General features: G+C 40.9%; 27 protein-coding genes and 1 pseudogene. 8 read left to right on the top strand and 20 right to left on the bottom strand.

Annotated elements, in window-relative coordinates; all coding sequences use genetic code 11:
- Positions 1–222 precede the first annotated feature (222 nt).
- Entirely contained in the window at positions 223–762 is a 540-nt protein-coding gene (locus DRW41_RS08900; RefSeq protein WP_115451588.1) for a dihydrofolate reductase family protein, read from the top strand.
- A gap of 31 nt (positions 763–793) precedes the next feature.
- Here the strand turns inward: DRW41_RS08900 and DRW41_RS08895 are convergent, their stop codons facing one another.
- The 8 genes from DRW41_RS08895 to DRW41_RS08860 form a co-directional block, all read right to left on the bottom strand.
- Positions 794–1,246 (bottom strand): DUF3995 domain-containing protein, encoded by a 453-nt coding sequence (locus tag DRW41_RS08895; RefSeq protein ID WP_115451587.1) that lies wholly within the window; start codon positions 1,244–1,246, stop codon positions 794–796.
- Between the two features lie 45 nt (positions 1,247–1,291).
- Complete coding sequence (locus DRW41_RS08890; protein WP_115451586.1) at positions 1,292–1,486, bottom strand: hypothetical protein; 195 nt, start codon at positions 1,484–1,486, stop codon at positions 1,292–1,294.
- A gap of 39 nt (positions 1,487–1,525) precedes the next feature.
- Entirely contained in the window at positions 1,526–2,053 is a 528-nt protein-coding gene (locus DRW41_RS08885) for a GNAT family N-acetyltransferase (protein WP_245959386.1), read from the bottom strand.
- Positions 2,054–2,116: 63 nt separating this feature from the next.
- On the bottom strand, positions 2,117–3,442 hold the full coding sequence (locus DRW41_RS08880; protein ID WP_115451585.1) for an erythromycin esterase family protein: 1,326 nt from the start codon (positions 3,440–3,442) through the stop codon (positions 2,117–2,119).
- Between the two features lie 44 nt (positions 3,443–3,486).
- Entirely contained in the window at positions 3,487–3,966 is a 480-nt protein-coding gene (locus tag DRW41_RS08875) for a DinB family protein (RefSeq protein ID WP_115451584.1), read from the bottom strand.
- Positions 3,967–4,688: 722 nt separating this feature from the next.
- Positions 4,689–5,231 (bottom strand): NADPH-dependent FMN reductase, encoded by a 543-nt coding sequence (locus DRW41_RS08870; RefSeq protein WP_115451583.1) that lies wholly within the window; start codon positions 5,229–5,231, stop codon positions 4,689–4,691.
- Positions 5,228–5,662 carry a MarR family winged helix-turn-helix transcriptional regulator gene (locus DRW41_RS08865; RefSeq protein WP_245959385.1) on the bottom strand — a complete coding sequence of 145 codons (435 nt, stop codon included), beginning with the start codon at positions 5,660–5,662 and terminating at the stop codon, positions 5,228–5,230. Before DRW41_RS08865 ends, DRW41_RS08870 begins: the two co-directional genes overlap by 4 nt.
- Before the next feature lie 91 nt (positions 5,663–5,753).
- Entirely contained in the window at positions 5,754–6,092 is a 339-nt protein-coding gene (locus tag DRW41_RS08860) for an NIPSNAP family protein (RefSeq protein WP_115451581.1), read from the bottom strand.
- A gap of 101 nt (positions 6,093–6,193) precedes the next feature.
- Here DRW41_RS08860 and DRW41_RS08855 point away from each other — a divergent pair, with 101 nt between their 5' ends.
- On the top strand, positions 6,194–6,550 hold the full coding sequence (locus tag DRW41_RS08855) for a hypothetical protein (RefSeq protein ID WP_115451580.1): 357 nt from the start codon (positions 6,194–6,196) through the stop codon (positions 6,548–6,550).
- An 11-nt stretch (positions 6,551–6,561) separates the two neighbouring features.
- On the opposite strand, the gene DRW41_RS08850 is transcribed toward DRW41_RS08855, so the two are convergent.
- Positions 6,562–6,747 (bottom strand): hypothetical protein, encoded by a 186-nt coding sequence (locus tag DRW41_RS08850; protein ID WP_115451579.1) that lies wholly within the window; start codon positions 6,745–6,747, stop codon positions 6,562–6,564.
- Between the two features lie 76 nt (positions 6,748–6,823).
- On the opposite strand from DRW41_RS08850, the gene DRW41_RS08845 reads away from it, so the two are divergent.
- A complete protein-coding gene (locus DRW41_RS08845; RefSeq protein WP_115451578.1) occupies positions 6,824–7,525 on the top strand; it encodes a hypothetical protein in 702 nt (233 codons plus the stop codon).
- Positions 7,526–7,609: 84 nt separating this feature from the next.
- Entirely contained in the window at positions 7,610–8,971 is a 1,362-nt protein-coding gene (locus DRW41_RS08840; RefSeq protein WP_115451577.1) for a DUF2268 domain-containing putative Zn-dependent protease, read from the top strand.
- A gap of 122 nt (positions 8,972–9,093) precedes the next feature.
- Here the strand turns inward: DRW41_RS08840 and DRW41_RS23390 are convergent, their stop codons facing one another.
- The 4 genes from DRW41_RS23390 to DRW41_RS08820 form a co-directional block, all read right to left on the bottom strand.
- Positions 9,094–9,375 (bottom strand): DUF3658 domain-containing protein, encoded by a 282-nt coding sequence (locus DRW41_RS23390; RefSeq protein ID WP_245959384.1) that lies wholly within the window; start codon positions 9,373–9,375, stop codon positions 9,094–9,096.
- An 86-nt stretch (positions 9,376–9,461) separates the two neighbouring features.
- On the bottom strand, positions 9,462–9,773 hold the full coding sequence (locus DRW41_RS08830; RefSeq protein WP_115451576.1) for a hypothetical protein: 312 nt from the start codon (positions 9,771–9,773) through the stop codon (positions 9,462–9,464).
- A gap of 33 nt (positions 9,774–9,806) precedes the next feature.
- Complete coding sequence (locus DRW41_RS08825) at positions 9,807–10,289, bottom strand: NUDIX hydrolase (protein ID WP_115451575.1); 483 nt, start codon at positions 10,287–10,289, stop codon at positions 9,807–9,809.
- 67 nt (positions 10,290–10,356) lie between these two features.
- A complete protein-coding gene (locus tag DRW41_RS08820; RefSeq protein WP_115451574.1) occupies positions 10,357–10,974 on the bottom strand; it encodes a hypothetical protein in 618 nt (205 codons plus the stop codon).
- Positions 10,975–11,309: 335 nt separating this feature from the next.
- On the opposite strand from DRW41_RS08820, the gene cspC reads away from it, so the two are divergent.
- Positions 11,310–11,510, top strand: coding sequence for a cold shock protein CspC (gene cspC, locus DRW41_RS08815; protein ID WP_053367965.1), 201 nt, complete (start codon positions 11,310–11,312; stop codon positions 11,508–11,510).
- A 229-nt stretch (positions 11,511–11,739) separates the two neighbouring features.
- Here cspC and DRW41_RS08810 read toward each other — a convergent pair whose 3' ends face one another.
- Together DRW41_RS08810 and DRW41_RS08805 are read right to left on the bottom strand one after the other, a co-directional pair.
- A complete protein-coding gene (locus DRW41_RS08810) occupies positions 11,740–12,114 on the bottom strand; it encodes a YciI family protein (RefSeq protein ID WP_115451573.1) in 375 nt (124 codons plus the stop codon).
- Between the two features lie 278 nt (positions 12,115–12,392).
- On the bottom strand, positions 12,393–12,581 hold the full coding sequence (locus tag DRW41_RS08805) for a hypothetical protein (RefSeq protein ID WP_115451572.1): 189 nt from the start codon (positions 12,579–12,581) through the stop codon (positions 12,393–12,395).
- 198 nt (positions 12,582–12,779) lie between these two features.
- Between DRW41_RS08805 and DRW41_RS22930 the strand changes: the two genes are divergently transcribed.
- Positions 12,780–12,947: a hypothetical protein gene (locus tag DRW41_RS22930; protein WP_181884472.1), complete on the top strand. Its 168-nt coding sequence runs from the start codon at positions 12,780–12,782 to the stop codon at positions 12,945–12,947.
- Between the two features lie 65 nt (positions 12,948–13,012).
- Here DRW41_RS22930 and DRW41_RS08800 read toward each other — a convergent pair whose 3' ends face one another.
- From DRW41_RS08800 to DRW41_RS08780, 4 genes and pseudogenes are all read right to left on the bottom strand, one after another.
- Entirely contained in the window at positions 13,013–13,405 is a 393-nt protein-coding gene (locus tag DRW41_RS08800) for a hypothetical protein (RefSeq protein WP_245959383.1), read from the bottom strand.
- Between the two features lie 407 nt (positions 13,406–13,812).
- A complete protein-coding gene (locus DRW41_RS08790) occupies positions 13,813–14,298 on the bottom strand; it encodes a hypothetical protein (protein WP_115451570.1) in 486 nt (161 codons plus the stop codon).
- Positions 14,299–14,319: 21 nt separating this feature from the next.
- A complete protein-coding gene (locus DRW41_RS08785) occupies positions 14,320–15,165 on the bottom strand; it encodes an alpha/beta fold hydrolase (RefSeq protein ID WP_142752202.1) in 846 nt (281 codons plus the stop codon).
- Positions 15,166–15,233: 68 nt separating this feature from the next.
- A pseudogene (locus tag DRW41_RS08780) lies at positions 15,234–15,724 on the bottom strand (DUF4275 family protein).
- Between the two features lie 172 nt (positions 15,725–15,896).
- On the opposite strand from DRW41_RS08780, the gene DRW41_RS08775 reads away from it, so the two are divergent.
- A complete protein-coding gene (locus DRW41_RS08775; RefSeq protein ID WP_115451568.1) occupies positions 15,897–16,202 on the top strand; it encodes a hypothetical protein in 306 nt (101 codons plus the stop codon).
- Here DRW41_RS08775 and DRW41_RS08770 read toward each other — a convergent pair.
- A complete protein-coding gene (locus tag DRW41_RS08770; protein WP_115451567.1) occupies positions 16,199–17,296 on the bottom strand; it encodes a metallophosphoesterase in 1,098 nt (365 codons plus the stop codon). The genes DRW41_RS08775 and DRW41_RS08770 overlap by 4 nt on opposite strands.
- Positions 17,297–17,557: 261 nt before the next feature.
- Here DRW41_RS08770 and DRW41_RS08765 point away from each other — a divergent pair, with 261 nt between their 5' ends.
- Complete coding sequence (locus tag DRW41_RS08765) at positions 17,558–18,112, top strand: DUF1259 domain-containing protein (protein WP_342771988.1); 555 nt, start codon at positions 17,558–17,560, stop codon at positions 18,110–18,112.
- The last annotated feature ends 33 nt before the right edge of the window (positions 18,113–18,145 follow it).

Genomic DNA, 18,145 nt, shown 5'->3' with positions numbered 1-18,145 from the left:
AATATTCCCGTCAAGGAATATTCTGACCATTCTAATTATTTCGTGAAAACACTTGGTATGCAATTTTCGCATTCACCTTGTTAAGGAATCCGTGTAAAGCTTGGTTTACTCAATGTAATCGGTTCCTTCTGTCAAAATTTGAAGATTATGTTAACTTTACATATAATAAGATAAATCGAGAAGGACTTTTACAAAAAACCATACATTAATCAGGAGGAGCGTATGCGAAAACTTATTGCTCAAGAGTTGGTATCGCTGGATGGTTTTTTTTCCGGGGCAAATGGAGAGATTGATTGGCACATTGTTGATGATGAATACAGTGAGTATGCTCTGGATCTGCTCAATACCGTCAGCATGATTTTATTTGGACGGGTGACTTATCAATTAATGGCGAGCTATTGGCCAAACGAATCCAATGATATAGCACACAAAATGAATTCTTCGCAAAAGATTGTTTTTTCGAAAACATTAGAAAGCGTACACTGGCAAAATACGCAATTAGTATCCCATAACTATATCGATCAAATTCAGAACCTTAAACAACAGCCTGGAAAAGATTTATTGATTTTAGGAAGTGCAGAATTGGTTTCATTATTATTGAATAAAGGCTTAATCGATGAACTTCATCTAACGGTTGTTCCCATTGTATTAGGCTGCGGTAAACCGCTATTCAAAGATATAGACAAGAGAATGAAGATGGACCTCTATAACTCAAAGACTCTTCGTTGTGGAAGTGTTCAACTCTTTTACCAAACAAATTAAAACAACCTTGCCCCCCCTAATTCATACACAGCTATGCTCTTTTAACAGACAAAAAATAAAAAACTCCTCCGGCCATCCAATATGGTTCCCAAAAAGCCAGCCTCCAAAAGGTCGCATAGTCGTCTAAGTTGTATTCAAGTATATTTAATGCATGTAAAGAAATTGTGATGAAATTAAGCGCGCCGTACAGAAACAGGAATGCTCCTGCTATTTTTACCGTATAAAAGAGTAATTTTGAATTGTTACGGCGGACAAGTACCAGCACTAACAATCCAGCCCCGAGCAGCTTCATGAAACCAGTAAGCCAAACGAGGACGAGGAACGAAGACGATGGATTTAAAGACATCTCATAAATTGCCCCACCTAAAGATTTGACCCCCAACCTGCCTCCCATCGCCCAATAAAAACTCATGGCTGAAAAAATAACAGACCAGATAATTCCCAAATAGATAAACCAACTATTAGTTGAAAGTCTCTGCCCCATTTCTCAACAAACCCTTCCCTACCTTTAGTAGAATCCCAATCCAGGTCAGTTCATTGAAAGGTCTTTTATAAAAATAAAATTCTTACGAAGTTCAGTTTCACTGATTGACATCCTGCCCGTTAAATCTGTTGTTCTCAACACAAACTCCTTAACCCCGATGAATTCCGACTCCGCGACCAAGTAAAACTCTGTTCCTTTTTTATAACCATGAAAATTAGTCTTCAATGTAACTAGCTTCATTTTAAACCTGCCTAGTCCCTATTGCCTTTAATTATATTTTCAGAGTTTAACACCATTTTCGCTAAATGAAAATAGATATTGAACCAACCGGGTTTCCTTTTCCATATATACTTCGTGGCCAATCCTGCTGATTTCTTTGAAGCCTAGTTTCTCAAGCATTTTTCCGGAGCGGACATTGCTTTCGTGCGTTTCGGCAGTAAAAACAGTGATGCCCAGCTTTTCAAAACCAAACTCGATCATGCAACGAGCTGCTTTCGCTCCTATTCCCTGGCCCCATAGCGTGCTTTCGCCAATTGCGATACCCAACTCGGCGGTATGCCCCTGCAAACAGGCCAAATCCGCATACCCTATTAGCCTATCATCATATTCAATTCCCATACGGGTAAAGTCGCCGGATTCATTTTTCACACAACGAAGCCACCAGTTGTAAAGCTCCTCCTCGTCCCTGTTCAACTCCCACCCGTTAGCAAGGCAAAATTTCTTGTCCTTGCCCCAATTTAAAACTCCAGGAAAATCATCCATGGTTAACGGCCTTAGTTTTACGGGCGGTGGTTTGGTCATTGCCATTTTTGCATCTCCTATTTTTTAAATTAAGCGGAAATTATGCGGCTACAATTTTGGAAGAGAAGATCAATCATTATAAATTAAAGGGGGATTCACTTCTTTTATAAAAGTCAACCCATTATAAGTCTTTTTAGGAATGAATTTTTCAAGAAATAAACCTTGATAGACAGATTCAATCGGTTCAAATATCCACTTGTTGTACTGATTTTCTTTTTGGCGGCTAATATCGATAAAGGAATAGTCACTTCCGGCTTGGTTTAATTTGTATTCCAGAGAAATTTCCTTATACTTTTCCCCGTTGTTATACGTGGCAATTTGGCCTGAAGTGTCGATGAAGCTGCCTTCATAGGCGTATAAGCCGATATTATAACTCTCCTCTTTCATTTGATTCGGCAAATTTTCATACATGGTAGGTATGGTCCATGGATAAAATTTAGTTCCACCTTCTACATTTTGCAGAACTTCACTGTTATTATCTCGGATATGGCCATTATGGGCCCAAAAAATAATCTTTTTACCTGGATAAACCTCTTTTGCCAGCTCTTCTATATTCTTGGCCATCAGCTCATCCCTAATAATAAAGTCATGCTGTCTTGTTGTAGCCCTGCTCTTAATTAGATCAATTCGATTTTGCATTCCTAAAATAAGCAATTTTTTTAACTCGGGGTATTCCTTGTATTCTTCAAAAATCTTATCTTCATTTTTATGTATATATCCCATGGCTTTCTGATAACCAAGTTCAAAATACTTTATATCCTCATCGCTCGGGGCAGTTCCTTTCATCATTTCCATTCTGATTGCTTTATAATTCATTTCCAGTTCTGCAAACTCTTCTGCTAGCTCCGTGTCAGTTTTACTAATTTTCGTTAAAAACCTTTCAAGAACATCACTCTTTAGTTGAATATCAAATCCTGTTAAAATAAGTGGATTTTTGCTTTTATTATCAATGATGTAATCAAATAATGGGGTAACCTCGCCTGCGTGCCAAAAATTATAAACGGCTTCTTGATTGAGGTCTTTTCCCGAATAACCCATCATTTCCTTTTCAGAATAAGAAAGAGAAGCGTCAAGCACGGGACTTTCAAACGCAATGACATCAAACCTTAATTCCTTATGCAAATACTTAACCATCCTCACCTTAATCTGATTGTATTCCGAAATCCCATGGGAACTCTCGCCAAGGAACACATATTTTTTATCTTTTAAAAGAGGTTTTAAAAACTCCAAATCCTTATAAACTTCTGATTCCAGCGATAAAATTTCATGGCTGTTTTTTACCAGCCATTGCATCTCTTTATCTTTTTTTATAATAGAATTAGCTGGCCTTTCAATAAGCCACAAACTAAAAAGAGCAATCATCACAAGTGAACTGATTTGAATTTTTCTCCGCATAGAAAACCTCCAAATACTTCCCAGTCGTTCGTTTCATCCTCCATTTACTCGTTCGGCCAGCTCTTTTGCAGCTTGCGAATATACATAATTTGGCCAATGTGATAGGCGTTGTGGGTAGTTAAATTCGCGATTATTCCCCACCACTGTGCCTTTACAGAGAAGCCTTCAACATTGGATTCCAATTTTTCCGCCGTTACTAAATCCTGCCATTGAAGCAGCACGTCGACTAACTGGTTCTTTAAGTTGAAAAATGTTTGATTGTCCGGAATTATAAAGCTTTCTTCATTGCTTGAAAGTGGCGGCACTGCCTTTACGTTGCCGCTTTGATACCGGATTTGCCATGTTTGGTTCCAGTAAAGGAGATGCTGAACGATTTCAGCAATACTGAAACTCCCTTCATCCGGTTTCCAAAAGGCTTGCTCTTCAGTCAATTGTTCCACTGATTGTAAAAAAGGGCTATACCAGCTTGGATCATTCGAATTTGCCAAGAGCTGTTCGGCTAAAACATCTTTAGCATTAATCACGGTTCCACATCCTTTTAAATTTTTTGAAGTAGAAAATGGATATTTTTATTAAGAGTTTATAACTCCCGTTTCCAAGAAGTTGCAATATGGAGAATCGTTGATGTGTGAGGAATTTAAACAGAGTGGCAGGAGATTTATTTACCCTAGGTGTATTAGTTTAAATAAATATTAACACAAAATTTGGCAATCACTCGCTTTGAAATCCTTGTTTGCTGTCATCATTGCCAGCTCATTAGGATTCACTACCCCTGAAACTCACTATCGTGTCCAAACATCGGGCTTCTTTGGACACACTACCCTTGGAAATTCACATTACTGTCCAGAGACCAAGCTTCTCTAGACACACAACCCTTGGAAGTTCACGTTACTGTCCAGAGACCCGGCTTCTCTGGACACACTACCCTTGGAAATTCACTTTACTGTCCAGAGACCAAGCTTCTCTGGACACACTACACTTGAAAATTCACTCTACTGTCCAGAGACCAGGCTTCTCTGGACACACATCCCTTGAAAATTCACTTTGCTGTCCAGAGACCAGGCTTCTTTGGACACACTATCCTTGGAAATTCACGTTACTGTCCAGAGACCGGGCTTCTTTGAACACACTACCCTTAAAAATATTATTAAGCCATCAAATTTTTAATAAAAAAATGCGCCCCCATTCAAAATGGGAACGCATTTAACGTATACACTTTATTTTTTACAAAATCATCAAAACGATGTTACACCGTTTTAATCAAATCAATGAACACTTCGATTTTGCTGTCGAGGAAGCTGAGTGTTTGTTCGTCGACCAAGCGGCCTGTTTGGGCATCGAATTTCTGGTTGGCAAAGCCAATGAGTATTTCGTTTCCTGCAGCCGGCATTTGCTTTGCTTGGAGGCCTGTCAAAATTTCACGCAGATGCAATTGCGCGCGGATGGTTCCGAGAGTTCCCATGGTAACGCCCATTGGAAATACTGGCTTGCCGATGAATACCTTCTCGACACGGGAAGCCCAGTCAAGAGCGTTTTTCAAAACGCCTGGAATGGACCAGTTGTATTCGGGGGTAATAATGATTACCCCGTCTGCGTCTGCGATGGATTGTTTAAAATCCTTAACAGATTGTGGCGGATTGTTTTCCTCGTCCTGGTCATAATGAGGCAGGGAGCGGATATCTGCGATTTCGATGTCCAACTTGTCCTGGTAGCGTTCCTGCATTGTTTTTGCGAAGTACATGTTTAGTGAGTCTTTCCTGATGCTTCCTACGATTGCTACGATTTTCATGTTGAATGTCCTCCAGATATGTTATGTATAATTTTTGTTAAAACCTTTTGCAGTTGGAGCGTTTGTTCCGCACTGATTCCGTTCATCACGGTCCGGCTCGCCTCATCCAAAATGGGGGCCACCTGGCATTCAAGCTGCCTGCCGGCTTCTGTTAAATGAACTTTGAACGTGCGTTTGTCGAAAGGGTCATCGATTCGCTTGATGTATCCCTTCTTCTCGAGGCTCGCGATCATGCGCGCGATATTGCCTTTGTCCTTTTTCAGGTGCTGGGACAGTTCGTTCGGGGAAATCCCGTCCTTTTCCCACAGCATCATCATGATCAGATTCTGTTCGGGAGCAAGGTTGAACGGCCCGAGCTGCTTCTTGATGTAATTCGCTATCGTCAAGTCCGCGTTCCGGATTAAGAGTCCAATGTATTTGTTTTCATCCAAAGGACCCGCCTCCTCAAGAACGTTGATATATCAACAATAATAGTCAGAATCTTTCACAAGGTCAAGCTTGGAAACTTAGAGGTTTTCTTTTTTAAAATAATGTAGTCTTCAACTCTTCGTTTTTTACGCTCAAAATATATTCTCTCATCACAGAATCCCGGCCACCGTTCGCTTCGTACCATCTGTTGACGCGTGCGACATGTTCGCTGTCGCTACGGATATTCGCTTCGATTTCCTGGTAATTCTCGTAGCTGTCATATTCCCAGATTGCGAAAATCTCGGTTGTCTTTTCATCGTTTGGCACCATCCATCTGCCGATCAGCCGCGCACCATGTTTTAACTGATTCGGGAGATTCGTTTCATTGAAATGGTTATTAAATACCACCACAAATTCGTTTTTCACGATATAAAACTTTCTTCGATAAAACATCAATGGGCCTCCCATCTACTATAGGATTGATTGAAAAAAATAGTGCACCTCAATAAAAAAAGTTATAATTAGTGTAAAATTACACCAAAAAGAGGTGCGTTATGAAAAAAATTTGGGTTTATTCGACTTTGATTGCTTATTGCTTTCCGTTTGGCTACTTTGCCATTTATCAGGATTATAAAGACGGCTCCATGCTTGGTTACCTGCTGTTGATTTTAGGGCCTGCCATCCTTGCTTTTATTAACAAATTGAAAGGCTATACATTCCTTATCGTAATCGGTAACCTTTTTTCGGCTGGCGTATCGTTTTATTTTTCCAACCAGATGGCCGGGGTTGATCGATGGGGATATTACTTTAAACCTTTGACAGCCACTTCACTTTTATTCACTATCAGCATTTTAAATTTGATTCCACAGTTTATGGCTTTTAAGCTGGCTAAGCAAAAAAAGAAAAACTAAAAAGGTATTCCTTATTCAGGTGGCAATTTGTAAACAACATTCCCTTCCCCGTCGAGGAATTCCATTCCCGGAACATCATTGGCATCGACCACCATACGGATTCTGGGCTGCACTTTGCTGTCAGGGAGCTGGACAGTGGCATCCCCGTTCGCTGTTTTTCCTATAATGATACGATCCCTGCTTTTCCAGAACCACATTATCACTATTTTAACATTAATTAACATGTCACCTGTAATAGTTTAGTATAATTGACTTAATTAGGGAGGCGTAGGAATGCGGAAGATTTTGATGCTGATTGGCTTGTTGTTGATTGTTGGTTCCGCGTGGCCGATGTTTCAAATGGCCAGAGAAGAAGTGATTAATTCGAAAATAACGAAACAATATAAAATTGACTTTGTAAATTATGAACAAGGCTTTCCAAGGCCTATTGATACGCAGGAAATTGAAGTCAACGGCCGATCGATAAAAATTGTTGAAGAGCTGACCGGGAAAAAAGCTCCTTTAACTCATTGGGATTTGGAAGAAGGGGTACCCGCCGGCGATATTGTGAAACTGCATCTGCTGGTGGATGGGAATGAGGTCACGAATGCGGATGAAATCTGGCTATCAAATAGGGATAAAGGCGGCCGATATTATTCCTGGCTCGAAGTTTTAAAAGTAAACGACAAGACCGCCATCGTCCAGCGGCTTACCGATGATGATGCCCCAATGGACGATCGCAGATGGAAAATCATTTGGATCGATGACAAAATCACAGAGGAAAGAGTTTCTTATCTTACCCGGGCTGAAAATCCACTCGGGGTCCGGCTAATAAACGCTTCCGGCACCTCGCAAATGGCAATGGGCTACCAATCGGATATCTTGCAGATGTACCCAACCCTCTTTTTCCCGATCTTGTATCCGTATGTAACAACACTATTAGGGATTTTATTATGCATCATCGCCTTTTTCATCCGAAAAAAAGCAGTTGAGTGAAGCTCTTTTTGGTCAAAACGGCATGTCCAGTACACATCAGTGTAGGAGAATCCAAATGATAATTTACTTAGGAGAAACCATACGATGATAAAAAAAATTACTTTTTGGATAGTCGTTGTGGGACTTTTCATTGGACTATCATTTTTGGCGAACGTTGGTTTTGGTGAACTCACAAAAGCGATAAAACCGAACCCTTTTTCAAAACCTCTTGTTGAAGAAGAGAATGCTCAATCAAAAAAGGTTGGACATGTTACCTTTAAATATAAAAATAATAATGAAAAAACGTCAGTGGCTTTTGATGCCGTTTTATCAACATTAAATGAAAATCAGAGCCTTTTAAAAGAATTGTTCGGCAAAAATCTTAACAGCCCTTTATCCATTGTTTTAGCAAACGATCTTTCGAAATTAAACGATAGATTTGGAAATCTCGCAGAGGGCCACATAGCCGGGTATTATGTTGCTGAAAAAAGCTCCATTTATATTGCTACTCCAAAGGATGAAACTGAATTAAAGCAATTTAAACAAACCATTGTACACGAATATACCCATCATTTGATTAGCAGCACATTAAAGAATAGTAGCGTCCGATTTTCAGACTTGCCTGTATGGTTTCATGAAGGGTTAGCCGAATATGTTGAACGTAAAAACCAAGGGATTACATCCGACGATATTGAGGAAACAGAAACAGTTGGTTTTAAAGAACTAGGAACACATAAACAATGGGATAAACATCTTCGTTCCCCGTATAATCCCTATCTTCAGAGCAGTGTGCTAATCGGCCTATTAGTCAAAAATAAAGGCGCCGCTGCCATCAATAAAATTATTGAAGGCTGCAAAAAAGACGATTTTTATGCCGTTTTTGAAAAAGAGGCCGGCCAATCATTCTCTTCCTATGAATTCGAAACCATGAAGAAACTAAAGGAATTTCCGTTAAAAATTATCACCGCGCGGGGGGAACTTTACCAGCAAAAAAATCCCCACAAAGCATTGGCAACCGCGTCGGAACTCAACGACACTATTCCCAATGTCAATGAAGTGATGTTATTAATTGCGCAAATTTATTCTGAATTAGGAGATTACGAGAAATCACTGCAATATTATGAACGGACTGTATATTTATTTCCTTACAGTTCTTATTATCTGCAACTGGCTAATGCCTATTTATTTTTGGACTTGGACAAGGCCATCGAAGCTGCTGAAAATTCTGTAGAGATGGCAAATAGTGAGGATGTAGAATTTTATGAAGATTATCTAGTAGAGTTAAAGAATTTACGAGTAATGGTTAAGGATGGCGATCCACTGCTGGGTTACCTGCATTTCTTGCGTAAAGACAGCTCATTAACGGATAAAAACAAAGATCATCTTATAACGATTATTTTAGAAAGATATCCGAGTGTTTCCGAGGGGAGGAAAGAGCTGATTTTGCTAAAACAAAACTCAAACTAAAATGGATCGGGACACACATTACGTTTTAGAACCAACTTGTGTCCCGATAACTCCCGATTCATCACAGTCCGGCTTCCTTTTACCACAGAGGATAGCTGACACCAACCTCCATTAACATACCCTTACCGAAGCTTCACACTATAATACCTCATTGCCTTTGTCGAGCCCTGGACTTCAAAAACACCTTCCGCGATTAAATGCCTTAGCCTGTATTCCAAAAAAGAATCACCAACATATTCTTCAATTTGGCCGATTGCCTCACCAATAATCCTTGCAGCCATCGAAAAGCCCTTTTTCAATTTCTTGCGATTCAGTTCCTCAGCTATCCTTATTAAATAATACAGAGGAGATTGAGTATAGGCCGTTGCATACCGGGGAATGCCACCCGGAAAAATTGTGGTCAATTTTTGAGGGAAATAGAAACAACATGTCACTCACCCCGGAAGATAGACTTCCCTATCAGCCTTTCCCGCTGTTTTCAGCACGTGCTTTAGCATGTGGAGAGTCGATTCGCCAAACACAATATGAAAAGCAGTCGGACTTTAGCACTCTCGCTATTGGAATGGCCAGCATTATTTTTCATAAAATCAGAATAAATTTCTCTTAGATCTTTCCTTAATTGTTCATCCAAGGATTTTGTCTCCTCAGCCATTTCAATTCTCAATAAAATCAGAAATAAAAGGGATTTTGCTTCGTTTTCACTGAGATCCCTTACTTTTTCTTTCAATTCATTTATCAATCCAGCCACTCCTTTAGGCAAACCCCGCTCGATAACCGCCCAAATTTCACCATAAACAAACAACGCCCAGGTAATTCCCCAAGCGTTGCCCCAGTCCTAAACAGTCCGATTCAGTTTCACTTCAAAATCCGGCCGTGTTACGTATTCCATGTACGTGGTTTTCCCGTTGAAATCCAAATAAGCCTGGTAGCGGGTGCGGATTGCAGGAGTTTCGATATAATCGACGACGTTTTCTTTGGGAACCCATTTGCTGTCAGTCGTTTCCTCCGAGATTCCCAATTCCCCGCCAATGAATTTACAAACAAAGTCGAACATGACCTTAGTCGGGACATCCGTTACGCCATCGTACCATTTGTAGATGGCCGTATTTGAATACACACCAATCAAATGGGAAACCTCAATGTCGATTCCGCTTTCTTCTTTGACCTCACGGATTACAGCATCAATTAGGTTTTCTCCGACTTCGACCTGCCCACCAGGGAATACCCATCCCTGATTGTGTGTTTTTACCAAAAGGATTTCTCCTTGTTCGTTCTCGACGATTCCGCCTGCAGCGGCGATGTGTGTTGGCATTGCCATGCTTTTTCCCCCAATTCTCTTTTTTAAAATGAAAGGAATTAGCGTCTGCCAATCCCTTTACCAATTACTATTTTTTATAGTTTTTCTCTACCTCTGCATTGAATTTCTCAGCAAGCGTTTCGTTGTTTGTGGTGTTATATTTCTTCTCGAGCTTTGGCTTTAATTTTTGCCAGATGACTGCTTTTTCATAAATGTCCCAATCAAAGCCATGGTTGTACTCATCCAGGTTCATATTCAGGGATTCCGCAATGGCAATATGCTGCGGCAAGCTGCTGGTGTCAGGCCCCGCCTCGATATAGCGGTCGACTTCGGCATCACTGGCTTTAATTCCATACCGATCCTCAGCAATTGATTTCCACAGTTTATCTTTTTCCATCGCCTCTTTGGCGAGCGCCCTTATTTGTTTGTCGGATAAGTCTGTATTAAAAAGCAATTTTTCCTGGGCTAATGTCCGGATTACCCACTTTAGCAAATCTTCGTCCTTTTCAAGCCTGCTCGCTTCCTTCAGGACATTTTCATAGATGTTTTTATAATCCTCAAATGTGTATGACTCCAGAATTTCTGTTTGTTCTTCAACGGTTTTCATCTTTATTTGGACTTGGCTTCCGGTATTGACTTCGCAGCCTGAAGCGGCTAGAAGTACGGCAGTTGCAATCAGCAATAGCAGCTTTATCCCATTTTTCATAATTCTGCCCCCTCTTCATCCCTTAACTTTATTTTACCAGAAAGAGGGGATGCTACCATAATAATTCCAATTACCTTGATAAAAGATTGTATCTTAAACTTCAAGATAATCCTTTGACTAGGCATTAAGACACACAATCGATTCTTTTAAAAAAATGCCCGGACCCAAGATAGTCTATATGGCTCATTTGCAATTGCTTCCGATTACTGTTATGATGGAGAAGAATTATTTTTGTTCGGTGTAAAGGATTGTATGAGTTTCGACTTTTCGTCTTGAAGTCACTTTGGGCAGAGATAGTAACACATTGTGCGCTAACGCACTAGGAGGCAACAAATATGGAACAAGGTACAGTTAAATGGTTTAATGCAGAAAAAGGTTTTGGATTTATCGAACGCGAAAACGGTGACGATGTATTCGTACACTTCTCTGCTATCCAAAGTGAAGGCTTCAAATCTCTTGACGAAGGCCAAAAAGTAACTTTCGACGTTGAGCAAGGCGCTCGTGGACCTCAAGCTGCGAACGTTCAAAAAGCTTAAATCATATTTGTATAACCAAAACAGGCTCTTTTTAGGGCCTGTTTTTTTATGTTTATTAAAAAATAATCAATAAAAAACCCTACTCAACGATCGAGTAGGGGCATGGTGCCGGTAATGTAAAAAGTTTAAAGCTTCAAAGGTTGTTTTCAGTATAACATATCCATTCACAATATGCGATTCTAGTGTAACATTTATTTTATTTAGAGAACAACTTCAACTTCAAGATACGCTATTCCTTCCCCTTAAAATAGTGGACCGGCCTAATTTCTAAGCCCCAGCCAAACTGCTCACCCGCTGCCAATTGTGCGGTAGGGTGTAATGAGGCAATCCGGATTGCTTCTTCCATATTCTCGGCTTCGATAAGGAATGCACTCCCAACCCTTTCTTTCGCTATAGTAAAAGGACCGTGATTAACCGTTATTGCCCCATTATCCCAGCGGAGGTTTTTAGCCGCCACATCCACGCCGGCATCCATCAGAACTCGTCCGGTCCTGTACAATTCTTCGAGGTGGGGGCCGCACTCATCCAAGACAGCATCAATCTCCGCCTTTGGGCGGGAATCCATTTTTTCGGGGTCAAAATAACCCAGGCAAAGAAACATCATATTTATCACTCCTTAGTTTTAGTCATTTCGAACGGATCATTAAAAAGAAGGATGAAATCGAAAAAATGATGAGGAATGCAGCGCCATTGAGCATTAAGCCAATGCCCCGACTAATTCCATCCGCTCCCCGTACATATTGTCCCTCAACAAAGATGGCATCACTACCGTATACTCAAAAGACATTCCTGTTGAGGAAAATTAATCCAGGACTTATAAACTATTATTCAACAAAAAAAGGCGTATTCCTCTTTGGAGCGCCCTTTCTCATTCGTATTCTTTTAACCGCTAGCGTGGCCCATGTTTTTTTTATTCATCAGCTTATTTACATGCTCCTTAGGGTTCCAGCAGTTGAACTTATAAGTAGGTTTCGTTTCGTACCCGAGCCGGCTGCAGGAATACATCATCCCTTCCGCCTTTTTCTCGGCCAGGAAATGCCGGCATGTCGCGCAGCAGTGAAAATCTTTCATCCTAATGCACCTAATTCCTTTGCTAATGGTACAGGTAATCCATTCCTGCTTTAGCTGCTCCAAAGGCCCTTTTTTTAAAATTTATTCCTATTAACTCCGCTTTTGTTCAGTACAGGCACAAGGTGAATTCCATATAGTAGGAGTAAGGTTGCTTGACCCATAGGGAACGGCATGCCAACAACTAAAGGAGTGAATATGATGGGTTATTATCGTTATGGGTACGGTCCTAGGTTCAGGGGTTATCCTCCTTACCGATTCGGTCCTGGCTTCCGTGGCGGTTTCGGTCCGGCATTTGCAGGAGGATTTGCGGGAGGATTCCTCGGTGGCTTTACCGGCGCTGCCGTTGCTCCATTTTTCTTTTTTTAATAGTTAGGTGGAAAACTTCATAAAATGCCTCCGCCAAGAAAACTCTGGCGGGCGTTTTACATAGATCAATCGGGCTTTTTCAAGCTGTCCAATAAAACATATCCAAAAACAATTCCTGCCGCTGTGGTTATGGTGGAAGCCCCGAAAGATGCAAATACTGCTGCAAAAGGGAGGTAGTCCCCCATTGGGGAGTAATACAAATACGGTGCCAACGCCACATAAAGTGCGGGAAGCCCAACTGCGACAATTTTAACCCAATCAAACGTCCACTTCTTTTTTTCAATAATCTCCAGGATCAGCTTTGGAATCCGTAGCAGCAACCCGATTACGACAGGGGAGACAATTGTAAAAATCAAAGTCGGAAACATATTATACGTCATCTCGGCTTCTCTTTTTAGGTTAATGTGATACTTCATGCCCACATAAAAAATAACTCCAATGACAATCGTGCAACCCAAATAATAAAGGAACCTTTTCAGAAAAATCCCTCCCTCTCTAACTATATACGACAACGCGGCCATAATGTTCCATATTGAAAAAGTGTTTATAAGGCCTTGTTTTTCACCATTTTCCGTTTTGCAAATTCAAGTATGTATAAATTACTCCAAGTGATGAATGGGATTGATAAGGCAAGGTATGAAACGTTCGTAGCCCCAATGCCAAATAGTCTTACCTCGTCGTTTGTCACGTAGAAAACCCAGATGGCTGTTCCTAGAAATAACGTATTTAAACAAAATGCCACTAACCACGCCAACCACTTGTTGAAACTCTTTTTCAAAAAAAGGACTGAGACCGTAGTAGATAATATGAATGAAACAAAAATTAGAAAATAAATCACTGTCCTACCACCTTCTCAAAATTTGGATCACTCCCACTTCGGAAGAGAAAGCGTGGCAACTGTATCTACGTTTTTCAGCAGCCAAGCCTTATCTCCATCCTCTTGAACATTCTGAGCGGCCTGCTTGGCCAATGAAATGTTTTCGTCCCGTTTTTGCTTGTCTCCCTTTACGGCATAGGCACGGGCCAGCGCTTCATATGCGAAACCTAAATCAAATGCACCAAGATTGTTATTTAAACAAAGGTCCAAGGATTTGTTCGCATGATTAAGCGCGGGTTCCGCTCTTCCTAAAAGCGAATATACACGTGAAATTTGCCATTCACCTCTCGCAAAATTCAATAAGGTTCCCACTAATCCCCAATGAAAACGCGAAGCATGAGCTGCATTTACCATGTTTTCGTCGTCTGCTTCACTACGATTGTTTTTCTCAATTAAATCCCATGTATAATTAAACAAATCGATTGCTAATTTCTTATGGATTTCCTTCTCTTGAGATGTTTTGAATTCGGTCATTTTAAAATTGTCCCCCTAACTCTATGGCCTATTGTTTATTAATTTTTTTATACTCTCTATCACAATTGCAGGGTTCTCAAGGTGAACGGAATGCCCAGTGTCTGCTTCGATATGCTCTGTATTTTCCGTTAAATTCGCCAATAACAGCTGGTCGCGCTTCCAACTGTCCGGTTGCTTTTTCGCGCTTATCACGATAACGGGCAAATTTTCTCGTAAAGGAGCGGCGTTTATGAGTTGTTGTGCCGACTGTTCGGAATCCAGGTATTCACGGTAGGCGGATTGATAAGCACCTAACGTATAACCAATGTAGTTTAGTGATTGATCATACTTCTTTTCGAGAAACTTCCTGCCGATTTTCTGTTTCAACGCTCTTGGAATGCCAACGAGCGAAGTAACATACCCCGTAGTGACAAGCCTCCTGAATTTCGTGATTCGCTTCGTATTCTCCGGGGTAAGCATATACTGGCTTTCATGGACCGCATCTTCCAAAACAAGTCCAGCCACCTCATTTGGATACATGCTTGCAAACAATCGCATCGAAAGCCCGCCGTAGGAGTGGCCTACTAAAATATATGGCGGCTTGATTTTATGATGATCTAACACTTCTCTTATTTCCTCAACGCTATCCAAGGAAGTCATTGTTTTCCGTCTTGTTCTACTCCAACCATAATTCCCCCTGTCAAACGAAATGACCCGGGCAATCTTGGAAATTTCCGGCTGGACATAGCACCAATCGATTGAAACGGAGGTATATCCAGCTTCCAGAATAACCGTTATCGGCCCACCACCTGTTACAATTGCATGTATATCTGAATATCTCGTTTTTATAATCTGCCCAGGCGGTTCGACCCTGTTTTTTCGGTCCATCGCCAGGTTCCAGATAGTAAAAGGAAATCCTATTATTCCTAAAGTATTACGAAGAATTGTTGGGATAATCACATTTGGCCTCCATACTTTCTAAAGAATATCTGGAATTTCACCATGATTGAGTCCTTACCTACGGCTAAAATAAGGCCGCACCAACCTGTTTCGTGCGTTATCACAAAAGTCCAGCGAAACTTTTTATCTACTATGTACAAATCAATAGCTGTTTCATGAATCAAGTCTGTGGTGCTAAATCCAGAAGCATTCTCAAGTTGTAAGGCAAAATCAGAGTCTTGAAAAAACACATAACATTCTGTTTTGGTCTCATGTCAAACGCCTTTTGGGCCATTTCACCTTCAAGACAATCTTTCTTTTTATAACTGAATAGATGCCATAAATAGCCGCAATAACCGCCATGGTCAAATAAGTAAATTTCTCTTTTTTCTTCGTCGTTGAGATGATTGGCGAAATGAGTTTCCCATTCTTTCCGTAAATCCGCTCCCCATTTCGGTAATTTTCTTACCTTAATGTTTTTGTTTTTAAGAATATCTACCATGTCCATCCCAATCCCCCCGACATTTCTCTTTCACCTATGTTTGTCCAAGATATACTTGAACTTTCTTCCGCTCCTAATGTTTTAATCTCGGCATCAAATTACATATAATGGAGGAAAACACTCTTTGAATTAACCGGTAGTTAATCCAGGATAAAATCTATTCTCTAGGAGGAAGTATATGCTGGTAAAATCCTTAGTGTTGATAGCTTTAGGTTTCGTCATTATTTTTGTAGGCATTTCCATTAAACATAAAGGAAAAACTTCATTCATTGCTGGTAATAATGAAATTTTCGTCCCTAGAAACGAAAGGAAATTAGCAGAACGAATTGGTTTGGTGATAATGTTATTTGGTGTGGAAACTGTTTTGTTCCCAATTGCCTATCATTTTTTCAGCGGAATACAAGGTTACCAGTTTACAATACTAGCCGTTCTTAATATTTTGGCTGTATTTCTACTCATGATACTAGACCAATTTGAACGCTAGTCCATAAGGCACTCTCCTGGAATCCACCCAGCCTTGCCTTCCTTTTTAATCAAGGCATAACCGGAGCAATCCTCATCTATGACTGACACGGTTTCCCCTTTGGTTACACTGATTTGGGCACAGGATACATCTGTTTTAATTGTAAAATCGCCATTTTCATTTTGCAGGATATACTCGTTTTTCACATAAAACATACGGCCAGTTTCCGGTTGCCGGCACAGAGTAAAGAACTCTCCTCTTTCAACAGGAACGATTGTGTAGAACGGATAGTTAATCGAGCCCTTTATTGCGGAATCAGCGACAAAATCTTTGGTGACAGCCCTAGACGGCAGCTTATCCACATACAGATGAGAAAACGAATCGCCTTCCGCAGTCCGCTGGATAATAAAGGCGTTTAATTGCCCGGTTGGCTTGATGACGTTGCCGCCGTCGATGGCGATTATTTTTTTCGCCTCATCAATAATTGGATTGTCGGACGGAATATCGGTCGAGTAATTCACCACCGGCCAATGCCCAACGACGACAAACTTGCCCGTGCGGTGTGATTTTTCCAAAAAAGAAGGCATCGCCAGCGCGTTGCTTCGCTCGGTCTCCTTCCAATCCTCCCCGTCCTCCAAGCCGGCATGGACAAAAATATAGCGATCCGTTTCGATGGCTGTCGGCAAATTTGCCAGCCACTCCATTTCTTTTCCATAGTAGCGGAGCAATACTTCCTTCACTTCCTGGATGGTTGAGTGGTCATTAAGTTGAAAACCAACCTCCTTAAGCCATTCCCCGATAAGAGTATGTTCCCGGGCAGCCAAATAGTTTAGCAGCTGCGGGTTTTCCTTCAGCAGATGCTCCACGAGCGCATCGCAATTCCCTTCGATTACATGAACATTCGGGTTAGTGGCAGCGAGCTCCATCACATAGCGCACAACCTCTTTGCTGTTGCCTCCCTTCTCGCACAAATCGCCATTAATGATTAAATAGTCCTCACCGCTAAACCCGGCCTTATTTAACAATTCCTTAAAAAGCCCGATTTCCCCGTGAATATCGGAAATAACAATCACCCTCCCAGTTTCGGGAAGTTTCAATTCGTTAATTTTATCCAAAGCGTCCTTCTCCTCTATGTATCTTCCTTATTGTTGTGAAAATTGTGTCGAAATACGTTGACCCTTGTTATAAAATTCCACAAAAATAGCGATAATCCTTCCCTTTTTTCCATTATGGCAAATGGTTTATGGGGATCTAAAATTTGCAGGTTTGGCAGCTAAGGTTTTTTTAAAAAAATGTGCACATGCCCCCGGCGTTCTATCCACCCAATATATTTTTCAAAGAATAGATTGTTAGTAACGGACAAGGAGGTGAATTAGTTGGATAATTGGGATCGAATTCTATTTGGCCATCGCAGAATGAAACAGCCTAAACATGGACATGAGTATGGATCTGAATATGGGACCGAATATGGACCTGAAAATAGTGATATGGAAATGGACGGCGGATCGGATATTCAAGGAGAACAGATGGGAGAATACGGACGGAAATCCACTTGCCAGCAGCTGGCGGATATAATTGGCGGTATGGTTATTTCCTCGTCTCCAGCGTGTGTCGTGATGCGCAATCGAAATATTAACGCAACCATCCTTGGACACCGCACACTTTCCGCGCTCTCTTTGCCTTTTGGCCTTTCATTTGAAAATAATGTAAGGGGCGAAACTCTTAATCTAGGTGAAACAGTCATTCTTCAGGAAGAAATAAATCCTTTCATTTCAGCGCTGCGCAAGAGGGGCATTATCGTAACGGCAATCCATAACCATTGGTTGTTCGAAAACCCTCGTTTGATGTATATGCATTGGGAGAATGTTGGTGATCCTTTCGAATTTGCACAAAAGAGTTGGGATGCAGCTTTGGAAGTTGGCCTTTTTTAACAGCGATAAAGCCATTTACGATTTGTCGCAAAT

This window comes from Neobacillus piezotolerans (genome assembly GCF_003362805.1).
In the GTDB taxonomy this organism is placed as follows: domain Bacteria; phylum Bacillota; class Bacilli; order Bacillales; family Cytobacillaceae; genus Bacillus_D; species Bacillus_D piezotolerans.
This window is presented reverse-complemented; position numbering and strand designations above follow the sequence as displayed.

Bases quoted from the DNA above. Each gene is read 5' to 3' on its own strand.
- DRW41_RS08900 (WP_115451588.1), top strand. From the start codon at position 223: ATGCGAAAACTTATTGCTCAAGAGTTGGTATCGCTGGATGGTTTTTTT.
- DRW41_RS08895 (WP_115451587.1), bottom strand. From the start codon at position 1,246: ATGGGGCAGAGACTTTCAACTAATAGTTGGTTTATCTATTTGGGAATT.
- DRW41_RS08890 (WP_115451586.1), bottom strand. From the start codon at position 1,486: ATGAAGCTAGTTACATTGAAGACTAATTTTCATGGTTATAAAAAAGGA.
- DRW41_RS08885 (WP_245959386.1), bottom strand. From the start codon at position 2,053: ATGGCAATGACCAAACCACCGCCCGTAAAACTAAGGCCGTTAACCATG.
- DRW41_RS08880 (WP_115451585.1), bottom strand. From the start codon at position 3,442: ATGCGGAGAAAAATTCAAATCAGTTCACTTGTGATGATTGCTCTTTTT.
- DRW41_RS08870 (WP_115451583.1), bottom strand. From the start codon at position 5,231: ATGAAAATCGTAGCAATCGTAGGAAGCATCAGGAAAGACTCACTAAAC.
- DRW41_RS08860 (WP_115451581.1), bottom strand. From the start codon at position 6,092: ATGTTTTATCGAAGAAAGTTTTATATCGTGAAAAACGAATTTGTGGTG.
- DRW41_RS08855 (WP_115451580.1), top strand. From the start codon at position 6,194: ATGAAAAAAATTTGGGTTTATTCGACTTTGATTGCTTATTGCTTTCCG.
- DRW41_RS08850 (WP_115451579.1), bottom strand. From the start codon at position 6,747: ATGTGGTTCTGGAAAAGCAGGGATCGTATCATTATAGGAAAAACAGCG.
- DRW41_RS08845 (WP_115451578.1), top strand. From the start codon at position 6,824: ATGCGGAAGATTTTGATGCTGATTGGCTTGTTGTTGATTGTTGGTTCC.
- DRW41_RS08840 (WP_115451577.1), top strand. From the start codon at position 7,610: ATGATAAAAAAAATTACTTTTTGGATAGTCGTTGTGGGACTTTTCATT.
- DRW41_RS08825 (WP_115451575.1), bottom strand. From the start codon at position 10,289: ATGGCAATGCCAACACACATCGCCGCTGCAGGCGGAATCGTCGAGAAC.
- DRW41_RS08820 (WP_115451574.1), bottom strand. From the start codon at position 10,974: ATGAAAAATGGGATAAAGCTGCTATTGCTGATTGCAACTGCCGTACTT.
- cspC (WP_053367965.1), top strand. From the start codon at position 11,310: ATGGAACAAGGTACAGTTAAATGGTTTAATGCAGAAAAAGGTTTTGGA.
- DRW41_RS08810 (WP_115451573.1), bottom strand. From the start codon at position 12,114: ATGATGTTTCTTTGCCTGGGTTATTTTGACCCCGAAAAAATGGATTCC.
- DRW41_RS08805 (WP_115451572.1), bottom strand. From the start codon at position 12,581: ATGAAAGATTTTCACTGCTGCGCGACATGCCGGCATTTCCTGGCCGAG.
- DRW41_RS22930 (WP_181884472.1), top strand. From the start codon at position 12,780: ATGGGTTATTATCGTTATGGGTACGGTCCTAGGTTCAGGGGTTATCCT.
- DRW41_RS08790 (WP_115451570.1), bottom strand. From the start codon at position 14,298: ATGACCGAATTCAAAACATCTCAAGAGAAGGAAATCCATAAGAAATTA.
- DRW41_RS08785 (WP_142752202.1), bottom strand. From the start codon at position 15,165: ATGGACCGAAAAAACAGGGTCGAACCGCCTGGGCAGATTATAAAAACG.
- DRW41_RS08775 (WP_115451568.1), top strand. From the start codon at position 15,897: ATGCTGGTAAAATCCTTAGTGTTGATAGCTTTAGGTTTCGTCATTATT.